At 69.7% G+C, this 20,143-nt stretch carries 16 protein-coding genes and 1 riboswitch; of the genes, 7 read left to right on the top strand and 9 right to left on the bottom strand.

Annotated features, from left to right (window positions below; genetic code table 11):
• Positions 1-256: 256 nt before the first annotated feature.
• Together EIZ44_RS20095 and EIZ44_RS20100 are read right to left on the bottom strand one after the other, a co-directional pair.
• Positions 257-1,579 carry a M20 family metallopeptidase gene (locus tag EIZ44_RS20095; RefSeq protein ID WP_134730398.1) on the bottom strand — a complete coding sequence of 441 codons (1,323 nt, stop codon included), beginning with the start codon at positions 1,577-1,579 and terminating at the stop codon, positions 257-259.
• Between the two features lie 37 nt (positions 1,580-1,616).
• Positions 1,617-2,378, bottom strand: coding sequence for a class I SAM-dependent methyltransferase (locus EIZ44_RS20100; protein ID WP_134730400.1), 762 nt, complete (start codon positions 2,376-2,378; stop codon positions 1,617-1,619).
• Between the two features lie 165 nt (positions 2,379-2,543).
• Here EIZ44_RS20100 and EIZ44_RS20105 point away from each other — a divergent pair, with 165 nt between their 5' ends.
• Complete coding sequence (locus tag EIZ44_RS20105; protein ID WP_134730402.1) at positions 2,544-3,464, top strand: DNA-3-methyladenine glycosylase family protein; 921 nt, start codon at positions 2,544-2,546, stop codon at positions 3,462-3,464.
• Positions 3,465-3,672: 208 nt separating this feature from the next.
• Complete coding sequence (locus tag EIZ44_RS20110) at positions 3,673-4,389, top strand: M50 family metallopeptidase (RefSeq protein WP_037817627.1); 717 nt, start codon at positions 3,673-3,675, stop codon at positions 4,387-4,389.
• A gap of 578 nt (positions 4,390-4,967) precedes the next feature.
• Here EIZ44_RS20110 and EIZ44_RS20115 read toward each other — a convergent pair.
• Entirely contained in the window at positions 4,968-5,585 is a 618-nt protein-coding gene (locus EIZ44_RS20115; protein ID WP_134730404.1) for an Ltp family lipoprotein, read from the bottom strand.
• Between the two features lie 521 nt (positions 5,586-6,106).
• On the opposite strand from EIZ44_RS20115, the gene EIZ44_RS20120 reads away from it, so the two are divergent.
• Both EIZ44_RS20120 and EIZ44_RS20125 read left to right on the top strand, forming a co-directional pair.
• The gene (locus EIZ44_RS20120; protein ID WP_134730406.1) at positions 6,107-7,339 is read left to right on the top strand and encodes an aldehyde dehydrogenase family protein; all 1,233 of its coding nucleotides are present in this window, start codon (positions 6,107-6,109) and stop codon (positions 7,337-7,339) included.
• Between the two features lie 32 nt (positions 7,340-7,371).
• On the top strand, positions 7,372-8,478 hold the full coding sequence (locus EIZ44_RS20125) for a dihydrofolate reductase family protein (protein ID WP_167754220.1): 1,107 nt from the start codon (positions 7,372-7,374) through the stop codon (positions 8,476-8,478).
• A gap of 69 nt (positions 8,479-8,547) precedes the next feature.
• On the opposite strand, the gene EIZ44_RS20130 is transcribed toward EIZ44_RS20125, so the two are convergent.
• The 5 genes from EIZ44_RS20130 to EIZ44_RS20150 form a co-directional block, all read right to left on the bottom strand.
• On the bottom strand, positions 8,548-9,768 hold the full coding sequence (locus EIZ44_RS20130; RefSeq protein WP_134730410.1) for a chitinase: 1,221 nt from the start codon (positions 9,766-9,768) through the stop codon (positions 8,548-8,550).
• 788 nt (positions 9,769-10,556) lie between these two features.
• A complete protein-coding gene (cobN, locus tag EIZ44_RS20135) occupies positions 10,557-14,162 on the bottom strand; it encodes a cobaltochelatase subunit CobN (RefSeq protein WP_134730581.1) in 3,606 nt (1,201 codons plus the stop codon).
• A 52-nt stretch (positions 14,163-14,214) separates the two neighbouring features.
• A riboswitch (cobalamin riboswitch) is annotated at positions 14,215-14,290 on the bottom strand.
• 67 nt (positions 14,291-14,357) lie between these two features.
• Positions 14,358-14,597, bottom strand: a complete 240-nt coding sequence (locus tag EIZ44_RS20140; RefSeq protein ID WP_037354504.1) for a helix-turn-helix transcriptional regulator — start codon at positions 14,595-14,597, stop codon at positions 14,358-14,360.
• Positions 14,598-14,603: 6 nt separating this feature from the next.
• Positions 14,604-15,458, bottom strand: a complete 855-nt coding sequence (locus EIZ44_RS20145; RefSeq protein WP_037817621.1) for an ABC transporter permease — start codon at positions 15,456-15,458, stop codon at positions 14,604-14,606.
• Positions 15,455-16,360, bottom strand: coding sequence for an ABC transporter ATP-binding protein (locus EIZ44_RS20150; protein WP_037817620.1), 906 nt, complete (start codon positions 16,358-16,360; stop codon positions 15,455-15,457). The genes EIZ44_RS20145 and EIZ44_RS20150 overlap by 4 nt, the downstream gene beginning before the upstream one ends.
• A gap of 96 nt (positions 16,361-16,456) precedes the next feature.
• On the opposite strand from EIZ44_RS20150, the gene cobG reads away from it, so the two are divergent.
• Genes cobG through EIZ44_RS20165 form a run of 3 tightly spaced genes read left to right on the top strand, consistent with a single transcriptional unit; the run spans position 16,457 to position 19,715 of the window.
• A complete protein-coding gene (cobG, locus tag EIZ44_RS20155) occupies positions 16,457-17,581 on the top strand; it encodes a precorrin-3B synthase (RefSeq protein WP_037817619.1) in 1,125 nt (374 codons plus the stop codon).
• Positions 17,578-18,201: a precorrin-8X methylmutase gene (locus tag EIZ44_RS20160; protein WP_037817617.1), complete on the top strand. Its 624-nt coding sequence runs from the start codon at positions 17,578-17,580 to the stop codon at positions 18,199-18,201. Before cobG ends, EIZ44_RS20160 begins: the two co-directional genes overlap by 4 nt.
• On the top strand, positions 18,198-19,715 hold the full coding sequence (locus tag EIZ44_RS20165; RefSeq protein ID WP_134730412.1) for a precorrin-2 C(20)-methyltransferase: 1,518 nt from the start codon (positions 18,198-18,200) through the stop codon (positions 19,713-19,715). The genes EIZ44_RS20160 and EIZ44_RS20165 overlap by 4 nt, the downstream gene beginning before the upstream one ends.
• On the opposite strand, the gene EIZ44_RS20170 is transcribed toward EIZ44_RS20165, so the two are convergent.
• On the bottom strand, positions 19,706-20,134 hold the full coding sequence (locus EIZ44_RS20170) for a MarR family winged helix-turn-helix transcriptional regulator (RefSeq protein WP_134730414.1): 429 nt from the start codon (positions 20,132-20,134) through the stop codon (positions 19,706-19,708). The two genes, EIZ44_RS20165 and EIZ44_RS20170, sit on opposite strands and share 10 nt — an antisense overlap.
• Between the last annotated feature and the right edge of the window lie 9 nt (positions 20,135-20,143).

Genomic DNA, 20,143 nt, shown 5'->3' on the forward strand with positions numbered 1-20,143 from the left:
AGTCGTTCTCAGGCAGTGCATCCTCGTCCGTGCCGTGCCGTGCCGTGCCGTGCCGTGCCGTGCCGTGCCGTGCCGTGCCGTGCCGTGCCGTGCCGTGCCGTGCCGTCCAGAGCGATGAGCCCGCGGAGCTCACCACCGCCGATCAGCAATGCGTCAGTCCAAACCGTCCAAAGCTTCCGCGCAACCCGGCAAGCTGGACGCGGCGCACCTCCTTTCCAGCCTTCCGGCCATCGTCATCCACCAACTCCCACACTTGTCAGTCAAAGAAACTCGGCACGTCCAACGCCCCTCCCGATGCCTCGAACTCGTCGTGCACGGCTTTGCGCAGCGCCGCGTCGGCGAGATAGTCGGCGGCTGTCAGAGCCAGCCCCAGCGCGCCGTCGATGACCGCCTGATCACCCGCCGGCGACCCAGCAGCCTCAGCGAATTCCTTGGTGTGCAAGGCGACCGTCGGCCCGGACACCGCGATCATCGGGTGCAGCGCGGGCATCCGGAAAGACAAATTCCCGAGGTCCGTGCTCCCCGTCAGGAACTCCGGCACGATGCCCGGCGGCAGCGGTTTCCGCCCCGTGCCCTGTTGATTGACCGACCACCGTCCGGCCAGTGTCGTGTTGAACCGGATCGGCAGATACGCCGGCTGCGCGTCCCAGCGCAATTCCACTCCGCAGCCCGTCATTTCGGCCGCGCCGTGGGCGATCGCGGTCATCCGGCTGGCCAAGTCGCGCAGCGTGTCGGGATTTGCCGACCGGAGGTAGAACAGGAGAGCCGCCCGGGCCGGGATCACGTTCGGCCGCGCGCCGCCGTCGGTGAAGATGCCGTGCACCCGGTCGCTCGACGGCAGCTGTTGTCGCAGCGCCGACACTCCTTGATAGGCCGCCACCGCCGCGTCGAGCGCGTTGCGCCCCATGAACGGCTGCGCCGAAGCATGTGCGCCGACGCCGTGGAACACCATCTCGAGCTGCCGCCTGCCGAGGAACGGGTGCAACGCGATGTCGTGGCTGAACGGGTGCAGCATGATCACCGCGTCGACATCGTCGAAGACCCCGGCTCGCGCGAGCGTCTCCTTGCCGCCCCCGCCTTCCTCAGCAGGGGTGCCCACCAGCGACACACGCCCGCCGAGTCGTTCGGCCACTGCGGCCGCACCGAGGAATCCGCCTGCTCCGGCGGTGCAAATAACGTTGTGCCCGCAGCCATGCCCCAATCCCGGCAGCGCGTCGTACTCGGACAGAACCGCGATGTGCGGCCCCTTGTTGTCCGGAGTTCCGGTGCGCAATGCGGTGTCCAGCCCGCCGAGTCCGACGGTGACCTCGTGTCCATGGGCGCGCAGCAAGTCGGCGAGTGCGCCGACTGACCGGTGTTCGGCGAACCCTTCTTCCGGATGCGCGTGCAGATCCTGGCTGAGCGCGACGAGTTCGCTCGCGCGGGAACGCACTTCTTCTTCAACCGCAGCACGGGTTTCCGCGTCGGCCCCGGCGTAGTCGGAACTGAGCGGTTCGGCGGCGGCCACGGCATCGGCGGTGGCTTCGACGAGGGAACGGAGGTGGCTGTCGTCGGGCGGGACAGGAGCGGCGTGGGTCATGCGGGGAATGCTAACTCCGAACCCCGACAGAAATGGATCACCGCACGTCGGACAGCCGACCGGAGACGAGTTGGGCGACGCCGAAGTACTGCTCGCGCACCTCGTCGAAGCCACGCGCGCGCAAGCTGGCCGCGATCTCTCCGCGGTCGAACATGCGTTGCCCGCTGACGATTCCTCCTGCGGTGTCGGCGATCCGGGCCAGCCAGCAGTCTCGGCGGGCGCTCGTGAGCAGGACGATCCGGCCGCCGGGACGCAGAATCCGGGTGAACGAATCGAGCGCGCGTTCCGGCTGGGCGAACATGTGCAGGGCAGCGAAACAGCAGACAGCGTCCACAGTGGATGAAAGCAGCGGCGGTTCGACCGCGTCGGCGCGAAGGTAGGCCACGTTCGGTGAGTCAGTTTCTTCGACCGCGCGCGAAAGCATGCTGCGTGCGCCGTCCAGGCCGATCGCGAGCCCTTCCGGCCCCACCGCGTCCCCGAACGCGCGCGTGAACCGGCCGGTTCCGCACGCGACGTCGAGCACGACTTGGCCCGGCTGTAGCCCGAGACGTTCGGAGGCCAGCGCGACCTCGTCGGCCATGCTCGGGCCGCTGGGGCCTTTGAGGACGCGGCCGAGCACGGGCCGCCAGTAGTGTTCGTATACCTGCGGCAGCAGCGTGGTGCGCATGAGCCGCTGGGTGAGCCCGGTGGGCGGGCCGGCCTGGGCCGCGTCGCCGAGGGTGTCGAAGAAACCGTCGGCTGTCGTGGCCGGTTCGCTGAGCAGATCGGTGAGCCGTTGCTGGGTGCTGTGGTGCGGCACGGAGGTCCTCTCGGTGGGATACCGGCAGTATGCGGCATCAACTGCTCACTCGTTCGAGTGAAGATCTGTCCGATCAAGCGTTCGAGGCCCGGCATTGTCGGTGGCTGTTCCTAACGTCGTCCGCACGGTCTCCGACTCGCGGAGACCAGCGAGGAGGACTGACTGATGACCGCACCGATCCTGCGTCCGATCGACCTGCCCACCGGTGAAATCGCCGTGCATGGGGCCTTCGACCTGAGCGCCGCCTCGCGGTGGCTCGCCGGGGCGGGCCCGGCGGGGTCCTTCGCCGCCGAACCGGGCGTGCTGCGGATGGCGTTCCCGGTGGAGGGGACCTGGACCCATGCCGGGGCCGCGATCCGGCAGAGATCCCCGGGCACGGTCGAAGTCGGGGTGGCGGCGCCGGTGGAGATCGCCGCGCGGGTGGTCGCGCAGGTGAGCCGGATGCTTTCGCTCGATGTCGACGAATCGGGGTTCGCCGAGGCCGCGAGCCGGGACTCGGTGGTCCGGCGGCTGCACGCCCGTCACAGCGGAGCGCGCCCAGTGCTGTTTTCGTCGCCGTACGAAGCGGCTTGCTGGGCCGTGCTCACGCAAGGAATGCGGGTCCCGCAGGCGAGACGATTTCGCGAGCAGTTGACTGTGCGCCATGGCCGTCAGGTCGGCGAAGACGGGCTGTTTTCCTTTCCCTCGCCGCAGATTCTGGCCGAGCTGGGCGACGAACCGTCGGTGGGGCCATTCCGGCTCGCGCGCCTCCGAGCTGTCGCCCGGGCAGCTGTAGACGGTCGCCTGGACACCGAGGAGTTGCTGGCGCTGCCGATCCCCGAAGCGATGAGCCGCCTGTGTGCGATCCCGGGCATCGGAGCGTTCTCCGCCGAGCAGATCTTGCTGCACGGCGCGGGACATCCCGATCTCTTCCCCCGCCTGGACACCCAGCTCCACCAGATTCTGTGCGCGGAGTACGCGTTGCCTCCCGACACGCCGCCGGACGAGCTTGAGCCGTTGGCTGAGGATTGGCGTCCGTATCGGTCATGGGTTGCCCATCTATTCCGGTTTGATCGGCTGAAGGTGTCCGTGGAGGTCGCGGACTGAGCGGTACTTGAAGTCGCGGATCGGCAGGAGGGAGATGCCATGGAGTGAGGCCGCGGCCCATACCGAATCGCGGTCGACGGATGTTGCCTGGGCACTCACAGCAGCCAAATAGGGCCTGTGGTGAGGTGTCCGCGTGACTACGCCTGTACTCGCCGTCTCGACTGTGCTCAGTGCTCGACCGGGCACCGGAGAAGTCTCCGGTGCGGCCATGGCCGCGAGCACTGGGACAGTCAGCGCGGCGCTGGAACAGGCGAACACGCCGAGCGTCATCACGTTGGTCACCGGCGCGATCGCTTTGCTGGTCGTGCTGGCCGGCGGGACGCCGTGGCGGTTCGCCCGCAACGTCATCACGATCGTGCACGAGGCAGGCCATGCGCTGGCCGCGGTGACAGTCGGACGGCGGCTGCGGTCGATCCGGCTGCACTCGGACACCTCCGGGGTCACCGTGTCGCGCGGCAAGCCTGAGGGGCCCGGCATGGCGTTCACCGCTTTGGCCGGATACATCGCCCCGTCGGTCCTGGGACTGCTGTTCGCGAGCCTGGTCGGAGCCGACCTGATCACCGCGGTGCTCGTGCTGGTCGCGTTGCTGCTGCTGGGCGTGCTGATCATGGTGCGCAATGCCTACGGCGTGTTCACGGTGGTGGCAAGCGCTGTCGTGCTCGGGCTGGTGGCCTTGGTCGCGCCGAAGGTGGTGCAGGCGCCCTTCGTGTACCTGCTGACCTGGTTCCTGCTGTTCGGCGGGGTTCGGCCGGTGGTGGAGCTTCAGCTCAAGCGGCGGCGTGGCCAGGCGCGGGACTCCGACGCCGATCAGCTGAGCCGGCTGACCGCTGTGCCCGCGGTGTTGTGGGTGCTGGTGTTCGGCGTGCTCACGGCGAGTTGCGTGATCGCGGGCGGGTTGTGGCTGCTGCAACCGTTGGCGTTGTGATGCGGTCGCTGCGGTTGTCGGTTGCGGTGAGGTGACGCGGACTGGCGGCTCGGTGGCGTCGTGCGACGGCGCGCGGTCGCTGGGATGCGGCGGAAGCCCGTGGCGGTGCGGCGGCGACGTTCATGCACGCTCCGCGTGCGAGCGGACGGCGGCCGCGGCGGATTGGTCGAGCGCTGGCTGGGCGGCTCACGGATCGGTTGAGCGCTGGCTGGGCGGCTCACGGATCGGTTGAGCGTTGGCAGGGCGGCCCATGGATCGGTTGAGCATTGGCTGGGTTGCCGACGGATTGGTTGAGCGGCAAGCAGTTGAGTGGCAAGCAGTTGAGTGGCAAGCAGTTGAGTGGCAAGCGGTAGGGTGGAACGGCCGGTTATGGGCGCACGCTGTCGTCGGCAATGCCGTGGCAAGCTGTCGCCGCGCTTGGCAGGGCGTGCGTGGCACTGCACGTCCGAGTGCTTGGTGGCGTTCGCGCCTGACCCAGCTCTCCTGGGTGGTTGCGATCTCCAACCGCTGGGGGTGATCAGCCACGACGCCGCTGTGAGGGGTGCGGGAACTGTTCGGCGTTGGTTACGCGTCGGACTTCATTTGCACGCCTTCGTCTGGTGCGCGCCGAACTTGGCCTGGGCGTTGGTGAACTTCTCGCCGTATTTCGAGGACAGTTGCTGGATCAGGCCTGCGCACGAGAAAGAGGTGTAGTCCAGGTACGACTGCGCCGCCTTGGCTGCCTGTTCGTTCCAGTCGACGTCCAGGCTGTCCACCGCCTGGGTGGCGACGTTCTTGGGGTAGCTGTCGCCGTACTTGGAGGACAGCTGATCGATCAGGCCGTTTCGTGAGAAAGCGGTGTAGTTGAGATAGGACAGCGCGGAGTCGCGGGCCTGCTCGACCTGGGGCGGGTACTGCGGTGCTTCGCTCGTTGGGCTGGACTCGACCGGAGGAGGGGATTGCGGAGTCTCGGCGGGCGAACTCGTCAGGGCCTGGGGAGTCTCGCTGGTGGGGCTGGACTCGACCAGTTGCCCGTTGATGCATGACTGTCCGGCTTTGAGCGGAGGGCAGGACTCTTGCGGCGAGTAGCTGGGCGTCGAAGCTGAGGTGGGAGTCAAACCACTGGCGCCGAGACCGCTGGCGTTACCACCGGAGCAGGCGGTGAGGGTGACGGTCGCTGCGGCCGCTGCGGCGAAGATGGCGAGGCCCTTGATCATGCGGTGCTCCTTGGCCTGAGGTGGTTTGTAGTCGTGTGTGCTGCTCCGTTCGTTACGGCGGTGATGTCCACTTAGCTCAGGTGCTTTGATCACCGAACGGCACCTGTTCCCGTCGCCTGATCAGGAGGTCGCGCACCGTTGCTTTCGAGCGACTTTGGGGTCTGGAAGCCCCGTCGGTTTCCAGCACCGTCGTGCTTAGGAACTGTGCGCGGGTGCTCCGGCCTTGGCGATCGCGACCTCGTCGCCCAACGGTCGCGGACGCTTTTCGTGCTGCCCGGGCCCAGGGGCGCGAGCAGTGCCACGCCTACGGCCACGGCGGCAATCCCGGCTCCACGTCGGCAGAAGGTTGCTCGTTCGCTGGGCACGTCGCTGCCTTTGGTAGGTTTCCGGGACTCATGGGAAGCCTCTCGTGGTCGGTCGGTGCGTCCCGGCGTCTGGCCCGCGATGAGGGTCCCGATGCAGGTCAGAGGCGGGTGTCCGGCAGACTGGACGTCTGCTGAGCCGCCGGAGGGAGACAGGCGATGGACGAGGTCGCGAAGGCCGTCGAGGAGTGTGCGCGGGCGGCGAAGGCGGCTGCGCCGTCGTTGGCTGCCGCCGGGGACGAGGCGGTGGACGCGGCGCTCGTCGGGATGGCGGAGCGGCTCGTCGCGCACCGGGACGAGGTGCTTGAGGCCAACCGGGCCGATGTTGCCAAGGCTACGGCCGACGGGATGAGCGCTGGTCTGCTCGACCGGCTCACCATCACCCCCGAGCGGCTCGACGGGATGGCCGATCAGCTGCGTCTGCTGGCCGGCGCGCCGCACCAGGAGCGGGCCGTCGACGTGTCCACGCTGGACGGCGGGCTGCGGCTGGTCGAACGGCGGCGTCCGGTGGGCGTCATCGGCGCGAACTACGAGGCGCGGCCGAACGTGACGGTCGACGTGGCCTCGCAGTTGGTCAAGTCGCGCAACGGCGGCGTGCTGCGGACCGGGTCGGCGGCGCTTGGCTCGGCGCAGCGGTTGCGGGACGTCGTGATCGCGCCCGCGCTCGAGGCTGCCGGGATCAACCCGGACGTCGTGCAGTTGGTGCCGCGCGTGGAGCGGGAAGCCGCGTCGGCGCTGGTTCGGCTGCCTGGGCTGGTGCCGCTGGTCATCCTGCGCGGCAGTGGCGACAGCACGCGCGCGCTGGCGACCGAGGCCGCGGTGCATGGTGTGCGCACGTTGGCGCACGCTGACGGCGGCGGTGTGCTGTACGTCGACGCCGCGGCGGATGCGGGCAAGGTTCGTGACCTCGTGTTCTCGAGCCTCGACCGGCTCGGCGTCTGCAACCGGCTGAACCTGCTGCTGATCCACGAGGACGTGCACGACACGGTGTGGCCGCAGATCGAGTCGGCGCTGGCCGAGCGCGGCGTCACGCCTTCGCTCGCGCCGCACGAGCATCCGATCGGCTACGAGTGGGCGCTGGACTCCGAGCGGGAGGCGACCGTCACTGTGGAGAAGGTCGGCGGGCTCGTCGACGCGGTCGAGATCGCGAACGAGCGCACGTCCGGGCTCGCCGCGGGGATCGCGACTGAGGACCCGGCGGCCGCGGAGCGATTCTTCGACGGCTACACCGGCACGGGCGTGTTCTGGAACGCGCCGACCCGGCTGCTGGACGGCTTCAAGCTGCTCGCGGTGCCCGAAACCGGCATCAATCTCGACCGGGTGCCGGGGCCGCGCGGGCCGGTGACCTACACCGACCTGTACGTCCGCCAGTACGCCGTAGTGCCCGCCTGACCTGGCCGGAGCACGATGAGCGGATGGGCACGATGACCGGGCGGCCGCACGTCCTGCTGTCCGCGGCGCAATCGCTGGACGGCTACCTCGACGACGCCGGCGCCACCCGTCTGCTCCTGTCCAACGAGGACGACTTCGCGGAGGTCGACCGGCTCCGCGCCGAGGCCGACGCGATCCTCGTCGGCGCGGGCACGGTGCGGGCCGACAACCCGCGGCTCCTCGTGCGCTCCGCCGAACTCCGCCGCGAGCGGGTCGCGGCGGGGCGGCCGGAGCAACCGGTCAAGGTGACGGTCACCAGCAGCGGCAAGCTGGATCCGGCGGCGCGGTTCTTCACCGTCGGCGACACCGAGAAGCTCGTCTACGCGCCGCGAGGCAGTGCGGACAGCTTGAGTGCGGTCGCGACCGTCGTCGAGGTCAGCAGCCCGCCGCGGCTCGAGCACATCCTGGACGACCTCGGCGCGCGCGGGATCCGGACGCTGCTCGTCGAGGGCGGCGGGGCGGTGCACACGCAGTTCCTCGACGCCGGGCTCGCCGACGAACTCCGGCTCGCGATCGCGCCGATCATGGTCGGCGACCCGCGAGCGCCGCGGTTTCTCGGGCCGGGCGCGTTCCCGCGACCGCTGGAACTGACGGAAGTGCGGCGGCTCGGCGAGGTCGCGGTGCTGCGGTACCGCGCGGCGGTCGAACCGTCGTCGCTCGATCTGCTGCGGTTGCGGCAGGCCATCGAGCTCGCCGACGAATGCCCGCCGAGTTCGACGTTTCGGGTCGGCGCAGTCGTCGGGCTGCCGGACGGGACGGTGCTCGCCACCGGACATTCCGGCGAAGGCGATCCGCGCAATCATGCGGAAGAAGCGGCGCTGGCGAAGCTCGATCCGCACGACCCGCGACTCGCCGACGCGACCATGTACAGCTCGCTCGAACCGTGCAGCGATCGCGCGTCCCATCCCAAAAGCTGCACGCAGCTGATCCTCGAAACCGCGATTCCCCGAGTGGTGATGGCCTGGCGGGAACCGTCGTTGTTCGTCGAGGCCGAAGGGGTCGAGCGGCTTGTCGCGGCCGGACGACGGGTGATCGAGGTCCCGGCGCTGGCTTCGGAAGTCCGGCGGGCGAACACGCATTTGCCCGGCGTTCGTCCCTGAGCACCGGACGATCGGGCGCTGCGGCACGGAATCCGCGTCGCAGCGCCCGATCGGGAAAAAACTAGCCGGTCAGCAGCCGCCGTTGTCGGTCCAGACGCCCCACTGGCCGGTCGTGCCGGGTTCCTCGCCCTGGGTCCACCATTTGGCGGTCCATTTGTGGCTGTTGTGCGAAACCACGGCACCGCCGGTGTAAACCTGCGTTTTCTGCCATTCCGGTGCCGAGCAGGTTCCCGGAGGATTGCTGGTCGGGCTGGTCGGGCTCGTCGGCGGAGTGGTCTGCGGCGGGGTCGCGCCGGCGAACCGGGTGGTGAACTTCGTGAAGTCCCAGTCGTTTTGCTGGACGTTCGAGCACACGCTGTTGTCGGTCGTCGTCGTGCATTGCCGGTCGCGGTTCACCGCCCAGAAAGTGAACCGGCCGAGGTGGTGGCTCGTCGCGTAGTCGTACACGGTCTGGAAATCGGAAACGTTGAAGTATTCCGAACTGTCCGACTTCCCGTTCATTCCCGAGAAACCCTCGTGCGCGTACGCGGTGGCGCTGTCCCAGCCCAGGTGGCTTTGGAGCAAGCCGTGGAACGCATCGAGCGCCGACACCTGCGACGCGCCGCCGCCGCTGAAACCGCCGTCGAACGGCATGATCGAGAAGTTGTTGGGAGAGAAGCCGATCGACTTCGCCTGGTCCAGCAGTTGGGTGCCGAACCAGCCGGTGCCCGCGGCGGTTCCCGGCATGGTCACCGAGACGAAGAGACCGGGGTTGTCCGCCTGCAGTTTCTTCGCGGCGCCGAGTTCGTTCGCGATGGCCGCGGTGTCTTCGTACTCGGGTTCTTCGAGGTCGAAGTCGATGGCTTTCAGGTTGTATTTCGCGACGACCTGCTGGTAGGCCGCGGCGGTCGCGTCGACGGTGCCGCAGGTCTGGCCCAGTTTCGTGCCGCCGTAGCCGCCGACCGAGACCGACACGTCGCCGCCGTTGCCGCGGATGCGGTTGATCGCGTCGCCGACGGTCGTGTCCGAGGAAACCGGCGTGGTGCCGTCCCAGGTGGGACTGCACCCGCCGCCCTTCGGCGCGAGGATGAAGGCCAGCTGGAACGCTTTCTGCCCGGTCGCGTTCATGACGGTCACCGGGTCCGGCGGGTTGTTGCTCTGCGGCATGAGGTACGGCGCGGCGGCGTACCAGTTGTTGTCGAGGCCGGTCGACGCCCCGGTCTGCGCGTGGGCGGTCGCGGCCACGACGGCGGCCGCCCCGGCCACGGTAGCGGCGGCGACGAGTGTGGCGGCCAGTCTGCTTCGCTGCATCTGTCCTCCGGCGAGCATTCGGAAAATGAATGCGGTAAGCATTGGACTAGACCATTATGAAGTCAAGGTGCGGTCGGCTGCTCTTGTCCGGCGGGGGGCTGGTTCGGGAGGTATGCCGGAATTCGCTGCGGCGGGTTAGCCCTTGTGGCGCAACGGTTCCGCGCAAAAGGACGCGGACCGCCGGGGCGAGCGGTCCGCTGGGGAGAGGGGGAGACGGTGACGGTGCGGTTGGACTGGGCAGGCGCGAGCCGGGGGCGCCGGTCGGGGGTCGCGGTGGCTGACCGGCGGGGGCGGTTCGGCGAGTGGTGGCGTGAGCTGTGGTGGTGGCGTGGCTGGGCGGGGCGGGCTTGGCGGTAGGGCGAGGGTCAGGGGGCGGTTCGGCGAGTGGTGGCGCGAGCTGTGGTGGTGGAGTGGCTGGGCGGGGCGGGCTTGGCGGTAGAGCGAGGGTCAGGGGGCGGTTCGGCGAGTGGTGGCGCGAGCAGTGGCGGGGCGGGCTTGGCGATAGGGCGAGGGTCGGCGGGACTGTTCGGCGGACCTTCGCGGGGGTGGGCGGCTGGGGCCGCAGTTGGCCTAGCGGGTGCGGCCGAAAGGGCGTGTGCTGGCGACGGAAGAGGCGTGGGTCGGGGCGTCGAACGGCTGGCCAGTGGCATGGCGAAAGTGCTGTGCGACGGCTGGGGCGGGGGAAATGCCATGGAGCTCATTAGGAGAGCGCTGGCGGGCCCACGTCGCGGCTGGAGAAGCGTTGGCACCGGGTTGCGGATCAGCCCGCAACCCGGCGCAGCGAAGGCTCAGTCGCTCTCCAGATCGCCTTCCAGAGTCAGGTAAACCTCGCGCATCTGGGCCATCAACTCCGGATCCGGCTCTTCCCACAAGCCCCGGTCCGCGGCTTCCGTCAGGCGTTCGATGATTCCCCGCAACGCCCATGGGTTCGCGTCCCGCAGGAACTGCTGGTTTTCCTCGTCCAAAACGTACGACTGCGACAGCTTCTCGTACATCCAGTCGCCCACCACGCCCGCGGTGGCGTCGAAGCCGAAGAGGTAATCGACGGTTGCCGCGAGTTCGAAGGCGCCCTTGTAGCCGTGGCGGCGCATCGCGGACAGCCAGCGCGGGTTGACGACCCGGGCGCGGAAGACGCGGGCTGTTTCTTCGCCCAAAGTACGGGTGCGGACGGCGTCGGGGGTGGTGGAGTCGCCGACGTAGGACGCGGGGGCGGAGCCGGTCAGGGCGCGGACGGTGGCGATCATTCCGCCGTGGTACTGGAAATAGTCGTCCGAGTCGGCGATGTCGTGTTCGCGGGTGTCGGTGTTCTTCGCGGCTACCACAATGCGTTTGTACGACGATTCCATGTCCTCGCGGGCGGGGCGGCCGTCCAGATCCCGGCCGTACGCGAAGCCGCCCCAGACCGCATAGACTTCCGCTAAGTCCTTGTCGTCGCGCCAGTTTCCGGAGTCCATCAACGGAAGGAGGCCGGCTCCGTAGGCGCCTGGTTTGGAGCCGAAGATGCGGGTCGTGGCGCGGCGGTTGTCGCCGTGGGCGGCCAGGTCTGCGTTGACGTGGGCGCGGACGTAGTTGTCGGCTTCGGATTCGTCCAGTGACGCGGCCAGGCGGACCGCGTCGTCCAGCAGGGTGATGACGTGCGGGAAGGCATCGCGGAAGAAGCCGCTGATGCGGACTGTCACGTCGATCCGGGGGCGGCCCAGTTCGGACAGCGGGATGGGCTCGATGCCGGTCACGCGGCGGGAAGCCTCGTCCCAGACCGGCTGGATGCCCAGCAGCGCCAGGACTTCCGCGGCGTCGTCGCCGGAGGTGCGCATCGCGGAGGTGCCCCAGACCGAGAGGCCGACGGATCGCGGCCAGTCGCCGGTGTCTTCGCGGTAGCGGCGGAGCAGGGAGTCCGCCAGGGCCTGGCCGGTTTCCCACGCCAGGCGGCTGGGGATGGCCTTCGGGTCGACGGTGTAGAAGTTTCGGCCGGTCGGCAGGACGTTGACCAAGCCGCGCAACGGGGAACCGCTCGGGCCGGCCGGGATGTAGCCGCCGTCGAGGGCGTGCAGGACGGCGTCCACTTCGGACGAGGTGCCTGCCAGGCGGGGGACGATCTCGGTGGCGGCGAAGGTCAGGACGCGCGCGACTTCGGCGTCAAAAGCGCCCAGCACCTCGGTGACCACGGGAGAAACCGAAGCGGGGGACCACGAGTGGGTCTCCATCAAAGAAACCAGCGTGTGCGCGGTCGCCTCGATGGCGTCTACTTCGGACAGTGGGGCGTCCGAGTTTTCCTTCAACCCCAGTGCGGAGCGCAGGCCGGGGACGGCACCTTGCTTGCCGCCCCACATTTGCTGGGCTCGGAGCATCGCCAGCACCAGGTTGACCCGCGCCTCGCCGACCGGGGCCTCGCCCAGGATGTGCAGGCCGTCGCGGATCTGGGCGTCCTTGACCTCGCACAGCCAGCCGTCGATGTGCAGCAGGAAGTCGTCGAACTCGGCGTCGTGCGGGCGTTCCTCGACGCCGAGGTCGTGGTCGAGTTTCGCGGCCTGGATGAGGGTCCAGATCTGGGCGCGGATCGCCGGGAGCTTCGCCGGGTCCATCGCGGCGATGTTGGCGTGCTCGTCCAGCAACTGCTCGAGCCGGGCCAGGTCGCCGTAGGACTCGGCACGGGCCATCGGCGGGACCAGGTGGTCCACGATCGTCGCGTGCGCGCGGCGTTTCGCTTGCGCGCCTTCGCCGGGGTCGTTGATCAGGAACGGGTACACCAACGGCAGATTGCCCAGTACGGCGTCGGGGGCGCAGGCGGCGGAAAGGCCCGCGGTCTTGCCGGGCAGCCATTCCAGCGAACCGTGTTTGCCGAGGTGGACGACGGCGTGCGCGCCGAATTCCTCTTCCAGCCAGCGGTAGGCGGCGAGGTAATGGTGGCTCGGCGGCAGGTCCGGGTTGTGGTAGATCGCGACCGGGTTCTCGCCGAATCCGCGCGGCGGCTGGATCATCAGGATGACGTTGCCGGACTGCAGCGACGCCAGGACGATGTCGCCCTCGGGGTTTGCCGACGTGTCGACATACAGCGAACCCGGTGCGGGGCCCCAGTGTTCTTCCATCGCCTCTCGCAACTCGACCGGCAAGGCAGCGAACCAGGCGCGGTAGCGGGCGGCGGGGACGCGGATCGGGTTGCCGGAGAGCTGTTCTTCGGTGAGCCATTCGGGGTCCTGGCCGCCCGCGGCGATCAGGGCGTGGATCAACGCGTCGCCGTCCGGCTGGTCGGTGCCGGTCGGGTCGACGCCGGGGAAAGCCTCGGGGCCGAGGTCGTAGCCGCGTTCGCGCATGAGGCGCAGGAGTTTGATCGCCGACGCGGGGGTGTCCAGGCCGACGGCGTTGCCGACGCGCGAATGCTTCGTCGGGTACGCGGACAGCATCAGGGCGATCCGCCGGGAAGCGGGCGGGGTGTGGCGGAGCCGGGCGTGCGCGAGAGCGATGCGCGCGACGCGGGAGGCGCGTTCGGCGTCGGCGATGTAGCGGGGGAGGCCGTCGTCGTCGAATTCCTTGAAGGAGAACGGGACGGTGATGATCCGGCCGTCGAACTCGGGTACCGCCATCTGGTTGCCCGCGTCGAGCGGGGACAGGCCGTCGTCGCTGGCGGACCAGGTTTCGCGGTCGCTGGTCAGGCACAACGCCTGCAGCACGGGCACGTCCAGCGCGGCCATCTCCGCGACGTCCCAGGATTCGTCGTCCCCGCCGGCCCCGGCTTCCGACGGACGGGTGCCGCCCGCCGCCAGCACGGTGACCAGCAGGGCGTCGACCTTGCCCAGCTCAGCCATCATCTCCGGCGCGCGCGTGCGCAAGGACGCGGTGTGGATCGGCAACGCCCGCCCGCCCGCGGATTCGACCGCGTCGGCCAGCGCGTGCACGAAACCGGTGTTCCCGGACAGGTGGTGCGCCCGGTAGTAGAGGATCCCGATGACCGGGCCGTCGTTCGAGGAAGCGGGCCGCGAAAGCACGCCCCACGACGGCAGTTCGGCGGGCGGTTCGAAGCCTTCGCCGGTGAGCAGCAGCGTGTCGGACAGGAAGCGGTGCAGCTGCGTGAGGTTCTCCGGACCGCCCTGCGCGAGGTACAGATGCGCTTGCGCGGCGATCCCGGCGGGCGTGGTGGAGAGCTTCATCAGCTCCGCGTCCGGCGTCTGCTCGCCGCCGAGCACGACCACGTGCGCACCCGACGCGCGCAGCGTGTCCAAGCCTTCTTGCCAGGTCCGCGGCGTGCCCAGGATCCGGACGACGACGATCGACACGCCGTCCAGCAGCCCGGGCAGATCGCCGAGGGGAAGCCGGGACGGGTTGCCGAGGCGGTAGTCCGCGCCGCTGGCCCGGGCGCTGAGCAGGTCGGTGTCCGAAGTGGACAGCAGCAGGATCACGGCGTTCCTCACTCGGGGTGTCCGCGCCCCGGGTCGTCGGGCACGCCGGCGGGAGTTCCTGGCTGACGGCGGCCGCGGGGCCGCCGGTCACAGTGGCGGGACCGCCCCGGATTTCCACCGGGTTCCTCCGCGTGCCGACGCGTGTGCGCTCTTACTCTCGCCGGGCGCACCGGCGCCGTCAAGGTGAGCAGACCCTCACGCGGGCTTGCTTTCGTCCCCGATCCGCGGGAAGGGCGCGGTGGAGAAGAGCACCTCCACCGCGACCTCGAAGAACTCCGCGATCCGCAACGCCAGGTACAGGCTCGGGCTGTACTCGCCGCGCTCCAGGTACCCGATGGTCTGGTAGTGCACGCCGAGTGCGTCCGCGAGCTGCCGCCGCGAGATGCCGCGTTCGGCGCGCAGCACCGCGATGCGGTTGTAGACGTTCTCGCTCACCGCGCCTCACACACGCTGAAGTGCCCTTTCCCGTCGCGCCGCCACCGACGACCCCGATTCGCGCCGGGCCATCCGCTTCAGCAGGATCGGGGCCAGCACCAATCCGATCACGGCCCACGCGAGCAGCACCCCCAGGGTCGCCCACGGCCGCCACGACTGCCCGATTTCGACGACGACCGCCTGGTCGGGCAGCAGCGCCGAACGCATGCCGAGGCCGAGCCAGTACATCGGGAAGACCTGCGCGACGTCCTGCAGCCAGACCGGCAGCGCGGTGATCGGGTAGAAGATCCCGGAGATCGCGCCGAGCCCGAGCATCGGCAGCATGACCAGGGCCATCATCCGCGAATCCTGGATCAGCGAGCCGATCGCCGCGCCGATCGGCATGGTCGCGACCAGGCCCGCGGCGAGCACCCACACCAGGTGCAGGATCGAGAAGAACCCGTCCGGGGCCAGCCCCTCGAACAGGAACAGGGACGGCACCAGCATCACGACGATGCCCGCGACCTGCACCATCGAGAACGTCGTGACCTTGCCGATCAGGTAGCCGAGCATCCCGTTCGGCGTCGCCTTGGCGCGCAGCAGCGTGCCGTCCTCGCGGTCGACGATCAGCGCCCCGGCGACGGCGGACAGGCCGTTGAACACGATGCCCGCCCCGATCACGCTCGGCACCGTCGCCGTGCCCAGCGAGAACGACGTGCCGGGCAACTGCGCGCCGCGCATGAAGATCAGCGTGCCGAAGATCATCCCCAGCCAGATGATCTGGCCCAGCAAGTCGTCCCGGTTCGTCCATTGCTGGCGGAATTCGATGAACCCGCGGCGGAGCCCCACCCTCGCCGCGGTTCGCTGCGCCGATACCGTCATCGCGCACCCGCCGAGGTCAGCCCGGACTCCGCGCGCTGCACGAGCGTCAGGTAGGTCTCCTCCAGCGACGCGCGCCGGACCTCCAGGTCGGCGACCGCTTCGCCGTGCTGCTTGAACAACTCGTACACGTACTTCGTCGCCTCCGTGGTCGAGTGCACGAACCGCTGCCCGTCGAGCGTCCAGCGCACTTCGGCCTCGCCCGCGATCTGCCTGCTCAGCTGGTCCGGCGACCCGTCGGCGACGATGTGGCCGCCGCTCAGGATCAGGATCCGGTCGGCGAGCTTCTCGGCCTCGTCGAGGTCGTGCGTGGTGAGCAGGATCGTCGTGTCGTCGTCGGCGAGCCGGTGCACGAGCTCGTGGAAATCGCGGCGCGCCATGGGGTCGAACCCGGCGGTCGGCTCGTCCAGGAACAGCAGTTCGGGGCGGCCGACGATGCCGATCGCCACGTCCAGCCTGCGCCGCTGCCCGCCGGACAGCATCCGGATCTTCTTGCCCGCGTGCTCGGAAAGCCCGACCGCCTCGATCAGCTCGTCGGTGTCCCACGGCCGCCGGATCCGGTCGGTGGAGTACGGCGAGTAGAACGACCCGAGCAGGTCGAGCAGCTCGCGCACGCGCCATTTCCCGTGGTCGCGCCAGGACTGCAGGACGACCCCCAGCCGCGCCCTCCAGTCCTCGCCGCCGCGTGCCGGGTCGGTGCCCAGCACGGACACCTCGCCGGCGGACCGCATGCGGAACCCCTCGAGGATTTCGATCGTCGTGGTCTTGCCCGCCCCGTTCGGGCCGAGCAGACAGAGCACCTCGCCGCGGTGCGCGGTGAACGACGTGCCGTGCAGCACGTCGTTCGCGCCGTACCGCATGCGTAGGCCTTCGACGCGGAGCACGGTGTCCGCTTGATCTCTCATTGGATGACCCCCATCCTGCCTGTGCGATGGAATGTAGCAGATGTACTACATATGATCGCAAGCCTGTTAAAACAGCCGCGGGTTACAGTGAGCGCCATGCCCAGCCCTGCCCGCGTGCGCGCCGACGCCTGCCCTGGAGTCTTCGCGACGCACGACGCGGCGGACGGGCCGCTCGCCAGGGTCCGGCTTCCCGGCGGCGTGGTGACCGCGGATCGGTTGCGCGCGTTGGCAACCTGTGCGGAAGACCTCGGCGACGGCGACGTCCATCTGACCTCGCGAGCGAACGTCCAGTTGCGCGGCGTGCACCGGCAGGGCTTGGCCGGACGGCTGACCGAAGCCGGGCTGCTGCCGTCGCCCAGTCACGAGCGCGTGCGGAACGTGCTGGCCTCGCCGTTGAGCGGGGTGCGGGGCGGGCTCGCGGACGTCCGGGGCCTTTCCGCGACGCTGGATCGTGCGCTGTGCGCGCGGCCGGAACTCGCCGAGCTGCCCGGGCGGTTCCTGTTCGGTTTTGACGACGGGCGCGGCGACGTCGTGGGCACTGACGTGTGTTGGCGTGCGGTGAGTTCGTCGACCGGGGTGGTGCTGCTGGCGGGGGCTGATTCCGGCTGGCTGGTGCCGCGGGACGAGGCGGTGTCCGCGCTGCTCACGGTGGCGGAAACGTTTGCGCGCACGCGCGGTTCGGCATGGCGGATCGGGGAACTGGCCGATCCTTCGGCACTGCTGCCGGACGGTCCGCGGGAAGCGCGCCAGGCACGTCCGACGCGGATCGACCCGACGGTCGGGAGGATCCGGCGCGATGACGGCGGCGAGGCGGTGGGCGTTGCGCCGAGGTTCGGGCAGTTGACGGCCGCTCAGTTGCGCACGCTCGCGGACTTCGGCGACGCCGTGGTCACGCCGTGGCGTTCGGTGCTGCTGCCCGGCGGCGCGGACGTCGAACGCCTGCACGCGGCCGGGCTCTCGACGGATCCGGCGACGGCGGAGCTTAGCGCCTGCGTCGGCGCGCCGGGGTGTGCGAAGTCTCTCGCCGATGTCCGCGCGGACGCGGCGACACTGGTCGCGGACGGGGAGCGGGTGCACGTCTCGGGCTGTGCACGGCGGTGCGGACGACCGTCCGGCGCCCACCGCGACGTTGTCGCCGAACCCGGCGGCTACCGTGTCGACGGACGCTGGACCCCGGCGTCCGAGTTGGCGGATGCGTTGGCGAGAAAGGGACCTTCGTGATCGACTACCTGCGGGACGGGGCCGAGATCTACCGGCACTCGTTCGCCACGATCCGCGAAGAGGCGGACCTGGCGATCCTGCCCGACGACGTCGCGGGCGTCGCGGTCCGGATGATCCACTCCTGCGGCATGGTCGACCTGGTCGACGACCTGCGGTACTCGCTCGACGTGGTCGAGGCGGGCCGCGCCGCGCTGGAGGCGGGCGCGCCGATCCTGTGCGACGCGAAGATGATCGCCAGCGGCATCACGCGCAAACGGCTTCCCGCGGCGAACGACGTCGTGTGCACTTTGGACGACCCCGGCGTGCCCGGGCTGGCCGAACGGCTCGGCACCACGCGGTCGGCCGCCGCGCTGGAACTGTGGCGGGACCGGCTTCCCGGTTCGGTGGTGGCGATCGGCAACGCGCCGACCGCGTTGTTCCGGTTGCTGGAACTGCTGGACGAGGGCGTCGGCGCACCGGCCGCGATCATCGGGGTCCCGGTGGGGTTTGTCGGCGCGGCGGAGTCCAAAGTGGAACTGGCGAAGCGCGCGCCCGCGCCGTACCTGGTCGTGCACGGCCGTCGCGGCGGCAGTGCGATGGCGGTCGGTGCCGTGAACGCGATTGCGAGCGCGGTCGAATGACGGGGCGGCTGTACGGCGTCGGGCTGGGACCCGGCGATCCGGAACTGATGACGGTCAAAGCGGCGCGGCTGATCGGCGAGGCGGACGTCATCGCGTACCACAGCGCGCGGCACGGGCGCAGCATCGCGCGGTCGGTGGCTGAGCCGTATCTGCGCGAGGGGCAGCTGGAAGAGCGGCTCGTCTATCCGGTCACCACCGAGACCACCGACCATCCAGGCGGTTACGAGGGCGCGATCGCCGATTTCTACGAGCTGAGCGCGAAAAAGCTGGCCGAGCATCTCGACGCGGGACGCGACGTGGTGCTGTTGTGCGAAGGCGACCCGTTCTTTTACGGCTCCTACATGTACATGCACGAGCGGCTCGCCGGACGGTTCGAGGCCGAGGTGGTGCCCGGCGTGACGTCGGTGAGCGCGGCGGCGTCGGTGCTCGGCCGTCCGTTGGTGCAGCGCGACGAAGTGCTCACGGTGCTGCCGGGAACGTTGCCAGCGCCCGAATTGGCGCGGCGGCTGGCGGACACTGAGGCGGCGGCGGTGCTGAAACTGGGCCGTACCTTCGGTTCTGTGCGGGAAGCACTCGCGGAGTCGGGCAAGCTCGACGACGCTTTGTACATCGAACGGGCGACCTGGGGACAGCAGCGGGTGGAGCCGTTCGCGGACGTCGATCCGGAGTCGGTGCCGTACTTTTCCTTGGCGCTCTTGCCGAGTCCGGCCTACAAGTCGCGAGTGGAGGGTGAGCCCGCGGCTGCTTCTTCGGCTCCGGTTCCGGTGGAAGGCGGCGAGGTCGTGGTCGTCGGGCTCGGTCCGGCCGGGCCGGAGTGGCTGACGCCGGAAGCGTCGGCGGAACTGGCGGCGGCGGACCACATCGTCGGCTACGGGCCGTATGTCGCGCGGGTTCCGCAACGGGCGGGACAGCAGCGGCACGCGTCGGGGAACCGGGTCGAGGCGGACCGGGCGGTCGAGGCGCTGCAGTTGGCTTCGACCGGTGCGCGGGTGGCCGTGGTGTCGTCCGGGGACCCGGGCGTGTTCGCGATGGCTTCGGCGGTGCTGGAACAGGTTTCGGCCGGAAACGGCGCCGGCGCGCGGGTACGGATCGTGCCCGGGGTGACGGCGGCACAGGCGGCCGCGTCCCGGGTCGGTGCGCCGCTGGGGCACGACTATTGCGTGCTGTCCCTTTCGGACCGGTTGAAGCCGTGGGAGATCATCGAACGCCGTCTCGACGCGGCTGGCGCGGCGGATTTGGTGCTGGCGCTGTACAACCCGGCTTCGCGGACCCGGGTGACGCAGCTGGCCAACGCGCGGGACGTCCTGCTGCGGCACCGGGATCCGGGGACGCCGGTGGTGGTGGCCCGGGATGTCGGCGGGCCGGAGGAGGACATTCGCGTGACCACGTTGGGCGGGCTCGATCCGTCTACTGTGGACATGCGGTGCCTGCTGATCGTGGGCTCGTCGCGCACGGTGGTGGAGGAAGGCCCGGACGGGCGGTCGGTCGTGTGGACGCCGCGGAGTTATTCCTGACCTTCGCGCAGCAGCCGTTCCGCCTCCACGAGGTGGTGGGTGAGTTCTTTCCGTTGCGCGGCACTGAGTTTCGGTGCATGCGCGGCGAGGGCTGAGGCGATCGAACCGTCCGCGCGGGTGCGGAACATCTCGCGCGCGGACGGTTCGATCTCCAGCCGCGACTTGCGCCGGTCGGTTTCGTCGGGCCGCACGCGCAGGACGCCCGCGTCCGCCATCCGGCGCGTGATCCGGGAAACGAGGCTCTGCGCCAGCCCGGTCCGGCGCGTCACGTCGCTGATCGTCGCGCCGGGGTTGCGGGAGACGTCCTCGACCACCGCCAGCTCTCCCGCGTTGACCTGGTCCGTGCCGGTGTTCCCGGTGCTGGTCAGGGCGATCTCGCGCAGGGTGCGGGCGAGGAGGTGCAGGTCGGCGGCGCGCATGGCCGTATT

Origin of the sequence: Amycolatopsis nivea, assembly GCF_004522235.1 — a bacterium.
Taxonomy (GTDB): Bacteria; Actinomycetota; Actinomycetes; order Mycobacteriales; family Pseudonocardiaceae; genus Amycolatopsis; species Amycolatopsis nivea.

Coding starts and splice junctions, on each gene's coding strand:
- EIZ44_RS20095 (WP_134730398.1), bottom strand. CDS start 1,579: ATGACCCACGCCGCTCCTGTCCCGCCCGACGACAGCCACCTCCGTTCC.
- EIZ44_RS20105 (WP_134730402.1), top strand. CDS start 2,544: ATGACCGCACCGATCCTGCGTCCGATCGACCTGCCCACCGGTGAAATC.
- EIZ44_RS20110 (WP_037817627.1), top strand. CDS start 3,673: ATGGCCGCGAGCACTGGGACAGTCAGCGCGGCGCTGGAACAGGCGAAC.
- EIZ44_RS20115 (WP_134730404.1), bottom strand. CDS start 5,585: ATGATCAAGGGCCTCGCCATCTTCGCCGCAGCGGCCGCAGCGACCGTC.
- EIZ44_RS20120 (WP_134730406.1), top strand. CDS start 6,107: ATGGACGAGGTCGCGAAGGCCGTCGAGGAGTGTGCGCGGGCGGCGAAG.
- EIZ44_RS20125 (WP_167754220.1), top strand. CDS start 7,372: ATGACCGGGCGGCCGCACGTCCTGCTGTCCGCGGCGCAATCGCTGGAC.
- EIZ44_RS20130 (WP_134730410.1), bottom strand. CDS start 9,768: ATGCAGCGAAGCAGACTGGCCGCCACACTCGTCGCCGCCGCTACCGTG.
- EIZ44_RS20145 (WP_037817621.1), bottom strand. CDS start 15,458: ATGACGGTATCGGCGCAGCGAACCGCGGCGAGGGTGGGGCTCCGCCGC.
- EIZ44_RS20150 (WP_037817620.1), bottom strand. CDS start 16,360: ATGAGAGATCAAGCGGACACCGTGCTCCGCGTCGAAGGCCTACGCATG.
- cobG (WP_037817619.1), top strand. CDS start 16,457: ATGCCCAGCCCTGCCCGCGTGCGCGCCGACGCCTGCCCTGGAGTCTTC.
- EIZ44_RS20165 (WP_134730412.1), top strand. CDS start 18,198: ATGACGGGGCGGCTGTACGGCGTCGGGCTGGGACCCGGCGATCCGGAA.
- EIZ44_RS20170 (WP_134730414.1), bottom strand. CDS start 20,134: ATGCGCGCCGCCGACCTGCACCTCCTCGCCCGCACCCTGCGCGAGATC.